At 56.8% G+C, this 18505-nt stretch carries 13 protein-coding genes; 10 read left to right on the forward strand and 3 right to left on the reverse strand.

What is annotated here, in order from left to right; translation table 11 throughout:
* Window positions 1-38 precede the first annotated feature (38 nt).
* Both DDZ13_RS09385 and DDZ13_RS09390 read right to left on the reverse strand, forming a co-directional pair.
* Window positions 39-2519 (reverse strand): alpha-amylase family protein, encoded by a 2481-nt coding sequence (locus DDZ13_RS09385; protein WP_110131202.1) that lies wholly within the window; start codon window positions 2517-2519, stop codon window positions 39-41.
* A gap of 106 nt (window positions 2520-2625) precedes the next feature.
* Window positions 2626-4491 (reverse strand): MGH1-like glycoside hydrolase domain-containing protein, encoded by a 1866-nt coding sequence (locus tag DDZ13_RS09390; RefSeq protein ID WP_199221096.1) that lies wholly within the window; start codon window positions 4489-4491, stop codon window positions 2626-2628.
* Window positions 4492-4533: 42 nt separating this feature from the next.
* Here DDZ13_RS09390 and DDZ13_RS09395 point away from each other — a divergent pair, with 42 nt between their 5' ends.
* From DDZ13_RS09395 to DDZ13_RS09410, 4 genes are all read left to right on the forward strand, one after another.
* Complete coding sequence (locus DDZ13_RS09395; protein ID WP_146209317.1) at window positions 4534-5085, forward strand: DUF4148 domain-containing protein; 552 nt, start codon at window positions 4534-4536, stop codon at window positions 5083-5085.
* 142 nt (window positions 5086-5227) lie between these two features.
* Window positions 5228-5518 (forward strand): hypothetical protein, encoded by a 291-nt coding sequence (locus tag DDZ13_RS09400; protein WP_110131204.1) that lies wholly within the window; start codon window positions 5228-5230, stop codon window positions 5516-5518.
* A gap of 123 nt (window positions 5519-5641) precedes the next feature.
* The gene (locus tag DDZ13_RS09405; protein WP_110131205.1) at window positions 5642-7144 is read left to right on the forward strand and encodes a sulfatase; all 1503 of its coding nucleotides are present in this window, start codon (window positions 5642-5644) and stop codon (window positions 7142-7144) included.
* On the forward strand, window positions 7095-9263 hold the full coding sequence (locus tag DDZ13_RS09410; RefSeq protein WP_146209318.1) for a PQQ-dependent sugar dehydrogenase family protein: 2169 nt from the start codon (window positions 7095-7097) through the stop codon (window positions 9261-9263). Before DDZ13_RS09405 ends, DDZ13_RS09410 begins: the two co-directional genes overlap by 50 nt.
* A gap of 169 nt (window positions 9264-9432) precedes the next feature.
* On the opposite strand, the gene uvrA is transcribed toward DDZ13_RS09410, so the two are convergent.
* A complete protein-coding gene (gene uvrA / locus DDZ13_RS09415) occupies window positions 9433-12276 on the reverse strand; it encodes an excinuclease ABC subunit UvrA (protein WP_110131332.1) in 2844 nt (947 codons plus the stop codon).
* Window positions 12277-12400: 124 nt separating this feature from the next.
* Between uvrA and DDZ13_RS09420 the strand changes: the two genes are divergently transcribed.
* The 6 genes from DDZ13_RS09420 to DDZ13_RS09445 all read left to right on the forward strand — a co-directional run bounded on the left by DDZ13_RS09420 (window position 12401) and on the right by DDZ13_RS09445 (window position 18365).
* A complete protein-coding gene (locus tag DDZ13_RS09420; protein ID WP_110131207.1) occupies window positions 12401-12688 on the forward strand; it encodes a glutaredoxin family protein in 288 nt (95 codons plus the stop codon).
* A gap of 200 nt (window positions 12689-12888) precedes the next feature.
* Entirely contained in the window at window positions 12889-14499 is a 1611-nt protein-coding gene (locus tag DDZ13_RS09425) for a peptide ABC transporter substrate-binding protein (RefSeq protein WP_110131208.1), read from the forward strand.
* 86 nt (window positions 14500-14585) lie between these two features.
* Window positions 14586-15503 (forward strand): ABC transporter permease, encoded by a 918-nt coding sequence (locus DDZ13_RS09430; protein WP_110131209.1) that lies wholly within the window; start codon window positions 14586-14588, stop codon window positions 15501-15503.
* Entirely contained in the window at window positions 15496-16380 is an 885-nt protein-coding gene (locus DDZ13_RS09435) for an ABC transporter permease (RefSeq protein ID WP_110131210.1), read from the forward strand. Before DDZ13_RS09430 ends, DDZ13_RS09435 begins: the two co-directional genes overlap by 8 nt.
* 78 nt (window positions 16381-16458) lie before the next feature.
* Window positions 16459-17391: a uracil-DNA glycosylase gene (locus tag DDZ13_RS09440; protein WP_110131211.1), complete on the forward strand. Its 933-nt coding sequence runs from the start codon at window positions 16459-16461 to the stop codon at window positions 17389-17391.
* A 2-nt stretch (window positions 17392-17393) separates the two neighbouring features.
* The gene (locus DDZ13_RS09445) at window positions 17394-18365 is read left to right on the forward strand and encodes an adenylate/guanylate cyclase domain-containing protein (RefSeq protein WP_110131212.1); all 972 of its coding nucleotides are present in this window, start codon (window positions 17394-17396) and stop codon (window positions 18363-18365) included.
* The last annotated feature ends 140 nt before the right edge of the window (window positions 18366-18505 follow it).

Below are 18505 nucleotides of genomic sequence, written 5' to 3' on the forward strand. Positions count from 1 at the left end.
ACAGGCAGGAACCATCGTCTCAACAGTGTCTCATAAGCTCAGCGAACGGACCACTGGACATCCGACGTTTCCCCAGCATCGATCGCCAGGACATAAAGGTCATCTGAGGTGGGGTGCGCTTCCAGCTTTGCCCGACCCTCATTGACAGTGATCTCTTCCAACCCTATACCGTTGCTGGCGATGACGATGCGGAGAGTTTCCCCGCCGATGACTTTGGCGGTGCCGTTCAGGCTTTGTTTCGCGGCATCCCAGCGCACGTCTTCCAGTTCGACCCAGCCCTGCAGCAGGTGGCGGTCGGTGCTGAGGACCTGGGGATGGTCCAGCGCCCGGCGGACGGAGATCATGGCACAGTGGCCGGGGTCGAGGGGCCACGCCAACTCATCGCGGCCCTTAAGTTTGCCGACATAGGTATCGGTCCAGAACTCGTAAGCGTGGTAGGACTGGCGGGGATCCAGGCCGATGGCATTCTTGACCCGGTCACCGCTCAGAGCAGTGGATACCTCAGCCTTCTCCTCGCCCGTGTTGTAAAAGGTGACCTGGCGCCAGTCCGGGGTGAGCTCCAGTTCGTAAACCTGCGGGTCAGTCACGCCGGTAAAGGCGTCCAGCGGACGCGCGCTGACAGGGTCCGGATAGTGCGGGTAACTGCGGGAAACAATTCGCGTAATTTCCGGGGTAAAGAGCGAATAGGAAGTGGCGAGATCGAGACGACCACTGGTGAGAAAGTTCAGCGTAATGAGCGATTGCAGCTCGGCCGGTTCGAGACCGTGAACGGCCTTGGTATCCGAATAGTAGTTAAAGACGGTGCGGTTCTTGTACCAGCGTAGGCCGCTGCGGGAGACCATCTCGGGCACAAACTCGTTGGAGTCGGCCCAGGTACGCTGGGTATCGATCACCCCGGCGGTGAGGTCGAGGCAGGGCCGGCCGGATTCGCCGAGGTTACGCTCGTCAATCAGCGCGTCCTCCCCCATCGCTTCGCGCAGCAGTTTGAAGGCACGCAGATAGGCCGAGTTGGTGCTGGCATAGCGGTCGTCAAAGCCTCCCTCCGGGCGCCAGGCGGTGGCGGGATAGTCGACCTTCACGCCCTGAATTCCGGCCTCCGCGATCGCGGACCAGACCTTGACGAAATGCTCGGCAAAGCTCTTGTCTGTGTAGTCGTAGGTGACATAGGGCTGGTGATGGTGGTGCTTGACCTCTTTCCTCCTGAAATTGGGGTCCACCCGGTCCACCTCGGAGGCGTCGTTGAAAAGCATCCATTCCGGATGGGCGCGCGCGAAATCATCGGAGGGCATGCCCAGTTGCATGTAGATGTAGCCCATTGCGTCACGCTCCTCCAATGCCGTACAGAATTCCTTCAAAGTTTCGTAGGGTGGCACGAGGTGTCCGTATTGACGGAAGACCTCATTATCCCACCAGCCCTGCTCCGTATCCAGATGATACTTGTCCGGCTCCAAGCGGTTCATGATCTTCGTGTATTTCGTCATCCCGCTGGCCACGGCATGGTCAGCTTCTTCAACGAGTTTGGCACTGTTATTAATACCCGGAAGCTTACTGATCGCCCCCACGCTCCATCCGCATAGCACAGGATAGTCATATACATTGGGCGAGGCATCATTGGCGGCGCGCAGGGCCAGACCATAGCGCTCCAGCGCGGCAAATGGGTCCGTGCCGGTGAGATCGAGATAGAAGGTATCCTCGGAGAGAAACTCACGGTCCTCGTCGATGAGCAGTCCATACGGGTCCTCAGCCAAGAGGCGGAGACCGCCATCCTGCAGCTCAGCCACCTTGCCGTAAGCTGCCTGTCCGAGGCCACCCCAGACGACGGTGCGTTGCTTGCCCTTCACCTTACCAGTCAGCATCAGGCTGTTCGACGAAATGCGATCCAGCCCGGGGAGCACATAGGTGGCCACCGCGCCGGCCGCACCGTTGAGGGTAAGCGGATCTCGGATCCTGGCCCCGCCGAATAGCTCACCCTCCCCGCTCAGGACCTCCGCATCCCGCAGGCGAATGCTGTAGTAGTTATCGGTCAGTAAACCGAAGCCGAGCACCAGCGCCGGGTACTCATCGTAGAGAGTAAACGAGAGCAAGCGCTTCGGTGGCACACCGGACCTGAAATGCGTCGCGTAGCGGTAAAAGCCATAATCGGTCAGCGCGAGGATGATACGCTTGCCTTCTCCCATCGCATCCGAGACAGCTTCTTCACGGTGCACCTTCAGTTCGGCGCCTTTATCCATTCCCACCTTGATTTGAGAATCGGTCAGCAAAGGCTCACCGGTCTTGCTGTCGTAGACGGAAAAGCGGAAATCCTCCAAATCGAATGCCACCGTAACGTACTCGTTCTTCAACTCGACCGGAGCAGTCGATTTGCTCGACGCGGGCGTAGCCCCGCCCTGGTCGGCGGAGGGTCCGTCCGGAGTGGCCGAGAGGGACAAAATCGGCAAGGCGGCCAGCACTGCCAGTCTCATGAGAAAAGTCGCTTGGCCGGTGAAAAGCAAAGGACGGTTTTTTGAAGGATGTGGCATGATGTATGGATGATTTTGTTAAATTGGAATGATGTGAAAGATCGGTAAGGCAGCTGCGTCCTCGAACCGCGCGATAGCTCTGCGGCTCCTCTTTTTAATCGATTCATCAATTGATCGCCGGTGGAAGATTAAAGGGCACGGACGACTTCACTTCGGCTCCCTCCTCGTTAATCGCATAAACCGTATTGGGCTGCACGAGCAAATCGGTCATACCCGTGTCTCTTTTCAATTGAAAGCGCACCGGTTCGGGCGTTGCGCCGACCACTTCAAGAGCCTTGCCGGACAGATCGGTGATGACCCGTGCCCCCGCACTGCTAGTGAAGACAAGCTCCCGGCCCACATAGGCCTTCATCACGCCGCCCTCCTGGCTCAGGCGGAAGCTGCGGTCGCCCCAGCTCTGCTCGTAACTGAAATCGGCCGCCCCGGGATCGACTGCCGACCACCACACTCTTCCCTCGTCCACCTCAAGGTGGATGCCCTGCATCCGGGAAAGGTATTCGAGTGCGGCCAACATCATGGGACCGTAGCCGTCGGGTCGCTGCCCGGAGGGCGCCCCGGTCATGGGATCGAGTTGTTGGGTAAAACGGCAGTTATTTTGAATCAGAACGGGCAGCAGCTTTTGTCCGAGCAAGGTGACCTCGGCATAATGTCCGTAGTTTTCCAGCGCGTCGATGGCACGCTGATAGGTCAGTCCCTGTGGCTGGCCGCTCCAATTGTTCCGCTTTCCGTTGTAGAAAAGCGGTTCGTTGATCGCGATCGAAGGCAGCGGGACGGGCGTCCAGAAGGTTGTCGGGTCAAGCATGTGATGTTCGATCCAGGCATCGGCCATCTCCTGGGTAAAGATCCCATACCACATGCAACGCATGTTGTTGTGAATCAGCTCCGGCAGAACTTCGCCGTCGCGGTCCCGATCGAAACAGGCCTTGCGCTCCGGATCCCAGAGATTCTCGACCAGCGACTGGCGCACCTCTTCCGCCTTCTCCGCCCAGTAGGCCTCCTTGCCATTGCCGAGCTCCTTCGCGACTTTGGCCAGCGTGGCCCGGGCGCTGTAGCTGTAAGCCATAATGTCCATGGACTGGAAAGGCACTTTCACTTGCTCGAGGGTCGGCATCGGCTCGCGGGGCCCCTTATGCCAATAGCGGCGCAGGTCGTCCGGATTTTCCGGGCGCGGCATGCCTTCGGCTCCCGGCGGCTTGTCGAAGGGCCAGCGATTCGGAGCCCAGCGGTGTTCCAAGCGGGTGCTGGCATCCTCGCCCGTATCCCAGACCGCCCAGGTTTCCAGCACACCGTCACCGTTGGAGTCACGGGTTTTCCAGAGATAAGCATCGTAGCCCTCCAGCACGTAATAGAGCTGCTTCAAATAGGCGCGATCTCGCCCGATCCAGTGGTAGATCCGCCAGGCTGGCTCGGGAAAGCAGAAGCCCTGAAACATTTCAAAATCCGCCAGGATATCGACTTCGGGCATCCAGATATGCGCCTCGGGCGGGTCTTGATCCCAGCCGTTGCGGCGCGCGGTATCTCCAGCGATAACCATGCCCGGCAGCCGCCCGTCCTTGCGCTGCGTGAGCATGAATATGAGTTGATTGTTCAGGCCCACCTGCAGGTTGCGCTTGGCAAACATTTCCCCGCCCATCGGCTGCGTCTCCAGCCAGGCGTTGGGATAGCCGCCCCCCTCAACCAGCACCTGCATCGAATCGGTAAATGCCACCAGATTCTCCTGCAAGCGTGCCACCGCGGCGTCGTGCAGATGCTGCAACTCGATGTCCTCCGATTGAAACGCGACCCGGGTGAAGGGCCCGGACTTAACGGCCGCCACATCTGTGGCCCAGGCGAGCGGAGCAAAGATACAGCTTAAGGTAAGCCCAAATGGCACCCAGAGAGAATTAGATGAAAGAATACTGCCCATGGTAATAAGTGCGCAGTTCTTTGTACTCCGTTCCTGCCATGACACAATCCTTTTAGTCAGTGCCATCTGTCCTAAAATATAACAGGCTGCCAAGTGAGCTTAATATGAATGAGGCAACAGTTGAGTGAAAATATGTTGCCCACTCATAATCTCGCAAGCTTAATGCTAAAAGAGATAAACCCGAAAATTGCCTGCTTCAAGGATCGCCTCATCGACCATAACCCCATGAAAACAGTCTTCACATTACTCAGCGTATTCTCATTCGCCCTACTGACCGGATGCCAAAGCATTCCTCAAGCAGACGATGCAAAAGGAACCAGCACCGGATGGCTGCCGCTGGCACAATTCAATGCCGAACTCGCCCGGTTGGAAAAGAAACAAAACGGAAAGAATTTTTGGGACGAAGGACATTGGGTCACCTCGGTGGATGGGCGCTGGAACAATGGCATAGCCGAATACAGAATGAGTTATGCTGAAGTTCCCGAGAATGAAGGCTACTGGTGGTATTGGTGGTTCAATCAGGAGGAATCCTCATTCGAACAACGCAAGCGCTACTACAGCGATGAGGGGTTCACTATGGTGCACTCGCAGTCCTACCTAAATCCTGAGGGTGAGAAGCGATACCAAGGCGTTTGGCATAAGATTTATCCGAAGAACTAAGACGGAAAACTTTGCTTTATAATCCAAAGAGTTTCGGCTTTCACCCACAATAAATCCACCGCCAAAACAGCTCAGGGAGACAAGGCAAATGATCAGAAATATACTAATCCTAGTGTTCGCTACACTCACACTTTCTGCCTGCATGAAAGTCGACACCGGGAATAAAGATCAGGACGACTCGGAGAACCATACCCTGAATCATGTGGTCGGCTCCTACGTGACGGTGTATCTGAAAAGAAATGATCTGGGCATGGCCGGTAATTTACCTATGTCCGCCAATAGCGGCAGTCTGAACGGAGCCAAAACGACACTGCTTGGCAGGCTGGTGGCCGTCCACGACGATGCGATTGTTTTACGCTTGTCGGAGCCTGAAATGAATTCATGGATCCCACTTCACTCGATTCTGCACGTCATGTACGCGCAGGATAAGTGAGGAGAAAAACACAAGGCTGTCCTCAATATGTTGAACATGGGTCTTCAGCTAAGTCAGGGCTGACAAGCGATAACTTTCACTGCGGCATTGCAAAGCCGCAGGTTTGGCGAATCCTGTGGAATTATGATACAGAGACACCTGATTTGCCTCCTAGTGGCATTGGGCTTTGCCCAGGCAGATGTTAGCCGCCCCAATATACTCCTCGTTTTGATCGACGATATGGGGCCCATGGATACCTCAGTTCCCTTTTTGGCCGACAGCGAAGGTCAGCCTGTAAAACATCCGCTGAATCAATTCTACCACACGCCCGAAATGGAAAAGCTGGCGGCGCAGGGCTTTCGCAGCAGCCGATTCTACGCCAACAGCGTATGCTCCCCCACCCGGGCCTCGATCATGACGGGCCAGTCCTCGGCCCGTCACCGAACGACCCAGTGGATCCGGCTGACCGGACGCAATGGCGGTTCGCATGATCCGGCGGACTGGAATTGGAGCGGTTTGGGCAAGGATAATGTCACACTGGCAAGATTGCTACAGTCAGCTGGCTACCGAACGATTCATTGCGGCAAAGGACACTTTGCTCCCTTCAACCATGAAGGCTCGAATCCGAAGGATATCGGCTTTGACGTGAATATCGGCGGTGGCTCCATCGGTCGACCATCGAGCTACTACGGTGAGGAAGGCTATGGTCACATTCGAGGCACCAGCAAGATACACGCCGTGCCCGGCCTTGAAGCCTACCGCGGCACCAAAACCTATTTGACGGAAGCGCTGACGCTTGAACTGAAGAAGGAAATTTCCGCCGCGGTTGAGGCCAAAAAACCCTTTTTTGCCTACATGTCGCATTACGCGCTGCACTCTCCCTTTCAAGCGGACCCGCGCTTCAAGGACCGGTATGCGGGCATACAGGGACGCAGCAAGAGAGAGGTAGCCTATGCCACGATGGCCGAGGGAATCGACAAATCTTTGGGCGACTTGATGCGGCACATCGAATCGCTGGGTGTCGCGGAAGATACACTGGTGGTTTTCCTGGGCGACAACGGCTCGGATGCGCCCATGGGAAACTCGCACGGCCACACTTCTTCCGCGCCACTGCGCGGCAAGAAAGCGACCCACTATGAAGGCGGCATGCGGGTGCCCTTTATCGCAGCTTGGGCCCAACCGAGTGAGGATGCCCAGATTCAAAAACGCTTTCCCATCACTCAAGGCATTCTTGAGCCCACCGATATCGGCACCGTCCACGACCTGCTACCGACCCTCCTGAAAGTGACCGGTGTCGAGGCCCCGGAGGAGCACGTTATCGACGGCGCCAGCCTATGGCCCTGGTTTGCCGGCATAGAAACTGCCCAGCCCCAGCGCTTCCTCATGCATTTCCCTCATTCACACCGCAGCAGCTATTTCACTGTCCTGATTGATGGTCACCGCAAGCTGGTTTGGCATCAACTCAATGAAGGCGACGAACGCTTTGAGCTCTTCGATCTCGAGGCGGACCCCTACGAAAAGAAGAATTTGGCAGAAGATCGCCCGGCCCTGCTAAAAGAGATGCGCGGGTTAATGGCCGAGGAACTCATGGCGGTCGATGCACAGGCTCCCAAAGGTGTCGACATCCGGACGGCCCTCATTCCGTAATCTCTTTTTTACCGGTAAACTCTACCCCTTCGTCATTATGCTGAGACTGCCTTTCGCCATTTTAAGCCTCTGCATCGGCCTGCTTGGAACCGCAACGGGCGCCCCCAACAAAAAACCCGAGACCGGCGGACTGGATACCGAGCCAGGGCTGGGCCTTCGCATCTATTGGATCGGGGATCACTTTGACGAGCCAGGCGAACCCGTTGCAATCGACCCCAGTGCTTCGGCCAACGTCGATCTGACCGTCCCCAGTGTTGAGGTCGAGGCAGATACGGTCTTTCAGAATGATCAGCAGATCATGGAGAGGGACAAGGAGAAGATCCGCAGCCAATACATTGCCGAATGGTCCGGCTGGATTCGCATCCCCATGGAAGGCGCTTACAGCTTTGCGCTGAACACAACTGCACCCACACGCTTCATGATCGGCGGGGAACGCGTGGGCAGCGACACGAAGATAATCCCCCGGGGCTGGCATACGTTTGAACTGATTCAGATCGTAAAAAATAAAGCGGACAAACCGATCCGCCTGGCGTGGAAGACCCCCCGTCGCCCCCGCCAGCCCGCAGCTGTGCCCACCGGAAACCTACTGGCTCCGAAATATTACTTCCGCCCGACTCAGAGCGGCCAAAAAGCCCTGTCCGGAAAAAAGACGCGGCCCGGCTTGGGCAAGAAACTTGACGCGGTCCACCCCGGCTACCGCGCGACCAATATCCGCCCAGGTAATCTGGAAATGCCGGTGGGCGGGCTCGGCATGTTATCGGACGGCCGCCTCGCGGTGGCTCGCTTCGATGCACAAACACTTAAAGGCCCCCACCCGACGAAAAAGCCGAACGGCGAGCTCTGGCTGATCTCGAATCCCGGAAGCGACGATCCGTCAGAGATCACTGGTGAAAAAATCGCCGATGAGCTCTTCGAGCCGTCCGGGCTGAAGGTCTTGGATGACGCAATCTACGTCAGTCAACGCAACGAGTTAAGCTGCTACTCTTATGACCCTATGATCGATCAGTGGCAGAAAACGGTGGTGGCCAAGGGTTGGACGACAAACGACTTCCACCAGATTTCCGCCGGTCTCCCCTGGACTCCCGGACCGACACCGGGCCACCCCGGCTATCTCTACATGTCGCGTGGTTCCGGCCTGGGCTTGTGGCAGAACCCGCCCAACCACGGCGCCGTCTGGAAAATCGACCTGAGCCAAGCGGTGGGCGAAAACATCGAAGTGCTCGCCGGCGGACTGCGGACGCCCAATGGCTTGGGACTGAACGCGGAGGGCGAATGCTTCGTCATCGACAATCAGGGCAATTGGACTCCGGCCAATGAAATCAACCATGTGCAGAAAGGCCGCTTCTTCGGGTTCTATCAACCCAACCGACCACCCAAAGCACACCCTTCGCCATTTCAGCCAAAAGAACATGGGAGTAAAGCAGGCGTGACCGAAGCCGCCATCAAGCTCCCTCAGGATGAGATTGCCAATTCGCCCACCCAACTCCTGCTCTTTCCCGATGGCCACCAATTCGAGGGCCAGTTCGCCGTGGGCGATATGCGCTACGGCGGTATCAACCGGGCCTACCTGGAAAAAGTCAATGGGGTCTACCAGGGCTGTATCATGCGCTTCACCCAGGGCCTCGCGGCCGGCCCCAACCGAATCCTCTTTGGCCCCGACGGCTCGCTCTACGTCGGAGGCATCGGCGGCCGCCATGCCCGTACCTGGTATTGGAAAGATCCCAAGAAAAATAACCAACCGATCTACCAGGGGCTGGAACGCCTGACGCCAACGGGAGAGACCGCCTTTGAAATCCACCACATGTCCGCCACCCCGGACGGCTTTGTCATTCATTTCACCGAAGCGGTGCCGAAAGAAACACTCGAGAACCCGGCGGCCTACGCCCTCGAACAGTGGACCTACCGGGCCACCCGTCACTATGGCGGGCCTAAGATCGACCAGGAAGAACTCTCCGTCACCCGGGCGATTGCCTCCGAAGATGGTCGCTCCGTCCGGCTCACCGTTCCCGGACGCAAACAGGGTTATGTTATCCACCTACGCACCGATCCAATCGCCTCCTCCGGTCGTGCCATCTGGTCCGGGGATGTCTGGTACACGCTCAACGAGATTCCGGAATAAAAAACGTCGGTGGCCTCGCTGATAACAGCGGGGTCGATGCCTTGCGAACCCCTGCCTCGTGTCTAGCTATCCCCAAAACTGTGTTTTGAGGCTACAATTTAACGTGGCCCCGCTGGTGCAAGCGGGGCCCGGTGCCTTGAGAACCAACCAACAAGTTACAACCTATTCCTCACAACACCTGCTGCGTCGGCGTCTCGTTACCCACTAGGAATCCGGCCGCTTCCCCGCAGTAAAGTAACTCCCCGCCAGCCTCGCCGCCTTCAGGCCCAAGCTCGACGATCCAGTCGGCCATGCGGATGACATCCGTGTCGTGCTCGATGATCAGGATCGTGTTACCTGCGTCGCGGAGCTTGAAGAGCAGATCCATCAGGCGCTGGATATCGATCCAGTGGAGCCCCGTGGTCGGCTCGTCGAGAATGTAGAGAGTCTGTCCCTGCTGGCGCTTACTGAGTTCAAGCGAGAGCTTGATCCGCTGGGCCTCGCCACCGGAGAGTGTCGTGGCCGGTTGTCCCAGCTTGATATAGCCAAGCCCGACATCATTCAGGGTATGCAGCTTCTCCGCGATGCGCGGCTGTTTGCCAAAGACCTCCAGCGCTTCGGCCACACTCATGTCGAGCACGTCGGCGATGCTGTAACCTTTGAAGCGTACGTCGAGCGTCTCGCGGTTGTAACGTTTCCCGTGACAGCTCGGGCACTCGCTGTAGACGTCGGCCATGAACTGCATGTCGAGTTTGATCACCCCGTCGCCCTTGCAGCGTTCACAACGTCCGCCGCTGACATTGAAGCTGAAGCGGCTGCGCTTGTAACCCCGGATTTTGGCCAGGGAGCACTTGGTAAAGAGATCGCGCAGCTGATCGAACAACTTGGTAAAGGTAGCCGGATTCGAGCGCGGGCTGCGCCCGATGGGGGACTGGTCCACCTGAACCACCGAGATAAAATTATCCAGACCCTCGATCTTCCTGTGCTTGCCCGGAATACTTTTAGCCCGGTTGAGTTTGAAGGCGGCGGCCTTGGCCAGAATATCGTTGATCAAGGTGCTCTTCCCGGAGCCCGACATCCCGCAGACGACGGACAGAAGACCGACCGGGAAGTCGACATCCACGTTTTTCAAATTGTGTTCCGTTGCCCCGAGTATCCTCAGGCGGTCGATACCGGGCCTCAGAGTGTCGGCGTACTTTTCGACGGCGAGGGCACCACTGAGGAAGCGCCCCGATCGGCTGGTCTCGGAGTCATACGAAGCCTCGGGCCTGCCCTCGAAGATAAGTTGCCCGCCTTCGGTCCCCGCGCCGGGGCCAAGCTCGATGATATGGTCGGCCGCGCGCATGGTCTCGGCGTCGTGCTCCACCACCACGACCGAGTTTCCTCGGTCACGCAGGCCTTCGAGCGTCTTGATCAGGCGCCGGTTATCAAGCGGGTGCAAGCCAATGCTGGGCTCATCGAGCAGGTAAACCACCCCGATCAATGACATACCCAATTGCGTGGCCAGACGAACCCGCTGGGCTTCACCGCCACTGAGCGAGGTATAGCTCCGGTTCAGGGTCAGGTAGCTCAGCCCGACTTCGTTGAGAAAGTGCAGGCGTGAATCCAATCCGTTGATCGCATCCGCGACCGTGTCATAAGCCTCACTCTGCTTCAGCTTATCAATGAAGGCCTCCGCTTCCTGCAGGGACATGTTGAGAAAATCCGTGACCGCATTCCCTTCGATCCGCACGCTCAAACTTGAAGGTTGGAGCCGCTTGCCGCCGCAAGTGGCGCAACGGCTACTGGTTTGATAGGCCATGAGCCGGGCGCGCAGCCCGTCACTTGTGGTGTTGCGCCGTGTGGCCTCCAGATCCGCCAGCACCCCGTCAAATGTCATCGACTCTGGCTTGGTGTTGCCGCCCTTCAGCTTGAAGCTGAAAAGCCGGTCGCCCGTGCCATGGAGAATCTGGTCCCGAACCTCGGCGTCGAGTTCGTCCCAGGGCACGGTGGGGTCAAAGGGCAGTTGTTCCGCGAGTTGCTTGAGAATCGCGTTGCGCTTGATGATCATCTGCTTGGACCCGAGCCGCCAGGGTTTGATCGCCCCGTTCTTGACCGACTTGGAGCCGTCCGGCACCAGCAGCTCCGGCTGGAATTGCAGGGTCTCCCCCAGCCCGCCACATTCCGGGCAGGCCCCCTCGGCATGATTCCATGAAAAATGACGCGGCGTTATCGGCTCGTAGATTTTGCCGCAGTTCACGCAGGACAAACGGTTGCTCAGGGAAAGTTCGCGCCATTCTCCGGATTCACGATCTTCGATCAAAATCACGGCACGGTCATCCCCTTCACTGAAGGCCAAATCCAGAGAGTCGGCCAAACGACTGCGCTGGTCTTCTCTCAGTACGATACGATCGACCACGATCTCGACCGCGATCTCTTTCGCCTTGGAATCGATCAGGTCGCGCTCATCAAGTCGTCGAACTTCCCCGTTGAGACGGACACGCTGGAAGCCGCGTTGCTGCAACCGCGGGAGCTCCTCGCGCAGGATGGCCGGCTTCGCCCGCATCCAGGGGGCCAGGATCATCATGCGGCTGCCCTCCGGTTCGGCAAAGACCCGGGCCAGGCAATCGTCCATCGAGCGTCGCTCGATCCGGCCACCGTCGTCCGGACAATAGGCCGTCCCGCAGACCGCCCAGAGCACGCGGGCATAATCTGCGATCTCCGTGACCGTCGCCACCGTGCTGCGGGGATTGGCGCCCCCGCCGGACCGTTGCTCCAGGGCGATTACCGGAGACAGCCCCTGGATAAAATCCACGTCCGGCCGCGGGATCTGCTCCAGAACCGTCCGCGCCTTTGTCGAAAGACTGTCGATGTACTTCCGGTAGCCCTCAGCGTAAATCGTATCGAAGGCCAATGAAGACTTCCCTGAACCACTCATCCCGGTGACGACCACGAGTTGATTACGCGGGATTTCCAGGTTAATGTCTTTGAGGTTATGTTCCCGCGCGCCCTTGACAGTTATGGACTCGGCATGCGGCATACTTGAACAACTCATTTGCTTGGAAGCGGCGCTTATATAGAAGTGTTCAACTTTAAGCAAGCGCCTGAATACTAAAGTTTATAAAAGGGCTGAAATACGTTGTCAGATCAGTGCAACAAGCTACCATTATTTACAAGTTATGAGTAAAGAAAGATTGCCCGTTCTCTATATCAAATCCGGATGCCCCTGGTGTCGGGAAGCACTCTCATTTTTTAACAGCAATGGAGTCGATCTAGACGTGCGCGATGTCACGGAGAATGCCAAAGACATGGATGCAATGGTATCGATCAGCGGCCAAACCAAAACACCGACTTTTGAGTACGACGATTTTGTCGTGGCTGACTTCTCCGTAGACGAATTTTTGGCTGAACTGAATGAGTTCCCGGAAGTACGTCAGAAGCTGGGTATCAGCGATGACGAAAATTAGAAGCCGTGGACACAGTCATAAGGCGATTAGAAGGTAGCGCAGGTGCGTCCCCGCACCGCACAAACCTTCGATAGGCCCCGCCAGTTTCGATGCGGTGCGTCCCAATAAAACATTTCCCTCAGGCCGTGATGCGACCAGGTCGCCCGAAGAATCCACGAATCCGTCTTGTCAATCATGGGGATAGCCCCTGAATGGCGCATATGCGAATTCGACTGACAGCCCTGCTCTGCGCCCTTTGCGTGTTTTGTGGCTGTGATTCCCGGCAAACCAACGTCGAGCGTGGCAACGCCGAAAAGGAACTGTATTTCGGCATCGGCACCGAACCGGCCGGCCTCGATCCCCATCTGATCACCGGACTGACCGAACTGCATGTTACAGTGGCTTTGTTTGAGGGACTCGCCACTTTGAACAGCGAAACCATGGCGATCGAACCGGGGGTGGCGAAAAGCTGGGACATCTCCGAAGACGGCACCACCTATACCTTCCATTTCGATCCGGAAGCCCGTTGGTCGAACGGTGAGCCCGTCACGGCGCAGGACTTTCTCTATTCTTTCGAGCGCATCCTCTCCCCTGCCCTGGGAGCACCCTACGCCTACATGCTTTACGACATGGTAAACGCCGAAGCTTTTCATAGAGGCGAACTGTCCGAATTCGATAAAGTCGGTGCCCGTGCGCCCGACCCGAAGACGCTCATCATCGAACTCAATCAACCGACGCCCTATTTTCTCAGCCTTCTCACGCATTATACCTGGTGGCCGGTTCACCCGCCCACGATCGAAAAACACGGCGGTATGACCGAGCGCATCTCAGCATGGACAAAACCGGAAAATTTCGTCGGCAACGGACCCTTTACCCTGGAAAGCTGGCGGATCAACAGTTCGATTTACGCCAAGAAAAATCCACTCTATCGTGACCCGGACTCGGTCTGGCTCCTCGGCATTCACTTTCTGCCGGTCCAGGTGGATGCCGAGGAGCGGGCCTTCCGGGCGGGCCATCTGCACTTAACCTCCACCGTCCTGCCGCACCGCATCGACTGGTACCGTAAAAATATGCCCGAGCGCATGCGCTTCGATACCGCGCTGGGGGTGTATTACTACATGCTCAACACCGCCCGTGAGCCCCTCGACGACCCCAGGGTGCGCAAGGCCCTGGCTTATTCGATCAACCGCGAACTCATCACCGAGCACGTTCTGAAAGCCGGCCAGAAGCCGGCCTACCATTTTACGCCGCCCAACACCGGCGGTGGCTACACTGCGGAGACGCGTTTACCATACGACCCCGACCTCGCCCGCAAACTACTCGCTGAAGCCGGTTATCCCGATGGCGAAGGCTTTCCGACCTTTGAAATACTTTACAATACCAGTGAGTCGCACCGCAGTATTGCCGTGACGATCCAGCAGATGTGGAAGCAGGAACTCGGGATCGACGTAAAGCTCTACAACCAGGAGTGGAAGGTCTATCTCTCCACGCGCGAAACGGGAAACTTCGATATCCTCCGTGCCGCATGGTTCGGCGACTACGACGACCCCAACACTTTCCTCAGCCTCGGTGAAACCGACAACGGCAACAACCACACCAACTGGAGCAACCAGGAATACGACGAACTGATCGAGCAGGCCGCGGTGGAGCAAAACCCCGAAAAGCGCTTCGGGATTTTTCAGAAAGCCGAAGCGATCCTGATGGAGGAAATGCCGGTCATCCCCATTTATTTTTACGTCACCAGCCGCCTGATTCACCCCAGCGTGCAAGGCTGGCACGCCAACATCCTCGACTACCACCCGTATCAATCGGTGCGATTGATCGAAGATTGATGATTTTCGATTCCTAAAATGATGTCCGCACGAGCAGCGATGCTTCAGAAATCCAAAATCCACAATCTGAAATCAATAATCATCTAATGCTCAATTTGATCGCCAGACGACTGCTGCAAGCCATCCCGACCTTATGGCTGATTGCGACACTGACTTTCGTGCTCCTGCATCTGGCACCGGGCGGACCCTTTGACGCGGAAAAGCCCGTCTCCCCCGAAGTGAAAAAGCAGATCGAGGCCCACTACGGATTGGACCTTCCCCTGCATGAGCAATACCTGCGCTTTCTCGGAAACATCCTACAGGGTGACTTTGGCCCCTCTTACAAACACGCCGGTTGGGGGGTCGACGAAATCATTGGGCAGAGCTTCCCCGTCTCACTGGAACTCGGGGCAGTCTCACTGCTCATCGCTCTCTTGATCGGGATTCCACTGGGCGTCATCGCCGCCCTGCATCATGGCAAAAAGACGGAAACAGCACTGATGAGTGTTGCCATGATAGGGATCTGCTTGCCGACCTTCGTGCTCGGACCGCTCTTGCTGCTCGTATTCAGCTCGGGGCTCGGCTGGTTTAATCCCCTGGGCTGGTCGGTGCCCAGCGACCGCATCCTGCCCTCGCTTACCCTCGGGCTCTTTTACGGAGCCTATATTGCCCGCCTGACGCGTAGTGGCATGCTGGACACCATGCACCACGACTACATCCGCACCGCCAGGGCCAAGGGCCTGAAAGAGCGGATGGTGGTGCTGCGCCACGGTCTACGTAACGCGCTCTATCCCGTGGTGGCCTATCTAGGCCCGGCGGTAGCCGGGCTGATCAGCGGCTCATTTATCGTGGAAACGATCTTTTTCATCCCCGGTCTCGGGATGTTTTTCGTCAACTCCGCCTTCAACCGGGATTACACCCTCGTTATGGGTACGGTGCTCTTTTACGCCGTGCTCATTATTCTCTTCAACCTTCTGGTCGACCTCATCCAGATGTGGATGAATCCACGTACCCGCCATGACTAAAATGAAGCGAGAAGCCGCGGCATCCGAGGCACGCTCATTGGGGCGCGATGCCTGGGATCGGTTGTGCCATAACCGCATGGCGCAGATCGGGGGGCTCCTCTTTATTTTCATCAGCGCACTATGTATTCTCGGGCCGCTCTTCATTTCCCACTCCTATGAAACCACGAATCTTGCCTACGGAGCACAACCACCCAGCTTGCAGCACTGGTTCGGCACGGATGACCTGGGACGCGACGTACTGGTGCGGACCCTGGTGGGTGGGCGCATCTCGATTGGAGTCGGTTTTGCCGCCACTGCGGTCGCACTGATCATCGGCGTGGCCTATGGCATGATTGCCGGTTACAGCGGCGGTCGGACCGAAAATACCATGATGCGCTTCGTCGATACACTTTACGCCCTCCCCTTTACCATCATCGTCATTTTACTGACCGTTCTTTTCGAAGAGAGCAGCATCTACATTATATTTATGGCCATCGGCGTGGTCGAATGGCTCACCATGGCGCGGATTGTGCGGGGTCAGACCAAGGCCTTGCGCAAGCTCAACTTCATTGATGCCGCCCGCGTTAATGGTGTCACACACGGGCGTATTCTGCTGCGGCATATCTTACCCAACCTGATCGGCCCGGTGATCGTCTACACCACGCTGACGATTCCCGCGGTTATTTTGCTCGAATCGGTCATCAGTTTCCTCGGACTTGGCGTGCAGCCCCCGATGAGCTCTTGGGGCACGCTCATCCATTCAGGCTCACTGAAACTCGACGTTTATCCCTGGTTGTTGATTTTCCCGGGCCTCTTTTTCTCTCTGACTATCTTTTCCCTCAACTTCATGGGCGACGGGCTGCGGGACGCGCTCGACCCCCGGGACACGAATCAGTAGGCCATCCGCGGAACGATGATTCTGGATAAAACGAAAACTGACTCGACGCGACTTTCCGGCATGGGCAAGTTTTAGGACATGTCCGATGCCTTGATTGCCATAAACGAAGAGCTGCGCCGATTGCAGCAGGAAGGGGTGGACCGTGTCTTCGTTGAAGAATCGACGCTTTCACTGCTCCAACCCGTGGCAGCCAAAGAACGCACCGCCCCTAAAAAGGAAACCACAGCCGGCCCGATTAGTGAGCTGGAGGAACTCGCTAAAGGAAAGGAAGTGAAGAAAAAAGCCACCCCACCAAAGGCGACATCCGTTTCCAGGCCAACCGGCAAACCATTACCTGAGCAAGCCCCCGAGTTCGAGATCCCCGAAGGCGATGCTGCGACGCAAATTGCCTGGTTGAAAGAACGCGTCGAAAACTGCCCCACCTGCAAGGAACACCTGAGCGAGCACGGCAAGGTGGTCTTCGGCACGGGTAGCGCCGAGGCGGATATATTCTTTTGCGGCGAAGCCCCCGGTGCCGACGAGGAGGTTCAGGGCGAGCCCTTTGTCGGCAAAGCCGGCCAGCTCCTGACCAAGATTATCGCTGCGATGGGTCTGCAACGGGAAAATGTTTATATCGCAAATATTCTGAAGTGGCGTCCGGAGCATGACAAACCCTACGGCAACCGGCCGCCGACCGTTGAAGAGATGAACTTTTGCCTGCCTTATGTTAGGGCGCAGATTGAAATCGTGAAACCGAAGGTCATTGTCGCACTGGGGAATACCGCCGTAACCGGCTTATTGGGCCCCGACCCGAACCGGCGCATGGGTTCGATTCGCGGCACCTGGCAGGAATTTGCAGGCATTCCCCTGATGATTACCTTTCACCCCTCCTATTTATTAAGAGCCGAGTCGCAAAATAACCCGAATGCCAAAAAACGACTGGTTTGGGAAGATATGCTTAAAGTTATGGAAAAAGTTGACCTGCCCATTAGTGAAAAGCAGCAAGGATTCTTCCTGCCCAAGGAAAAGTAAGCATGCCTTCCACCATCATACGCCGCCAATACCCGATCGTCGGATTAAATTTCCGTGATTTTTGGGATATTTGCAGCCGTTTCCAGACAGTGCATCCGGAATACCGGCATGTTTACTTTACCGTCGACGGGTTTGATAACTTTCTCGTTCTGGATGAGCCCGACGTCTCCAAAGTCTTGAAAAAACTTGAGGGCAAGGAAGACAAAGTCCGAAAATATTCGGCACGCTTCTACACCAGCCGAACGCAACACAGCGAAGGCTACGGTATATCCGAACTACAATATCGTCCGGTGGCCTACGAGCGCTACCTGCAGGGTCTCAATTTCTACAGCGACTCGGTGGGCAAAGCGAGCTACTACCAGTTCGAAGAGGAGATCTTCACAACATACCCATTTATCGAGAATCAGGAGCCGGAAGTTGAATTCGGCAAGCCCTGTGAGGTACTGGCCCTGGTCATCGACATCCGGGGCTTCAGTTTGTTTTGCGAAAAACCGGAAATCGAATCGCCCTACACTTGCGGACTGATGTCGGCTTTTTACCACATGGCAAATCGGGCGCTTCAACGCTTTCCCCCGGACATGACAAAATTCCTCGGTGATGGTGTATTGGCCATCTGGGAAACGACGCCTGCCGAGCGCGAACTCGCGGTTGGCGTGGCCCTCAAAGCCGCACTCGACCTTCACAACAAGTGGAAGATTGTCATGGACAGCCCGCACTTCACGCACGGAGCTCCGGAAGACATTGGCGCGGGGATCTGCTTCGGTTTGGCCAGTCACCTCGAGATCGGAAACGACTACATCGGCCGCCCTATCAATATCGCCAGCCGACTCTGTGGGGCCTGCCCCGGAGACCGTGTCTACGTCGACCGGGCCGTACCCAACATACCGCTGAACTACAAGAAGGAGGAATATGTGGCGCACATTAAGCCATACGGACGGCACAACGTCTGGTCCTTCACAACGAAGCGGAACTAAGTGTAGAGTCTCCGCTTAATTTTGTCGTATTCTCAATCATGGTCTAAAAGGAATGGCACTTGGCTAAGAGCATCTACCGTAGTCGCTCTGCTTCAGCCGTGCGACCCGAATCAGCCAAACGGCAGCACTTGCACACTCGG

Origin of the sequence: Coraliomargarita sinensis (assembly GCF_003185655.1) — a bacterium.
In the GTDB taxonomy this organism is placed as follows: Bacteria; Verrucomicrobiota; Verrucomicrobiia; order Opitutales; family Coraliomargaritaceae; genus Coraliomargarita_B; species Coraliomargarita_B sinensis.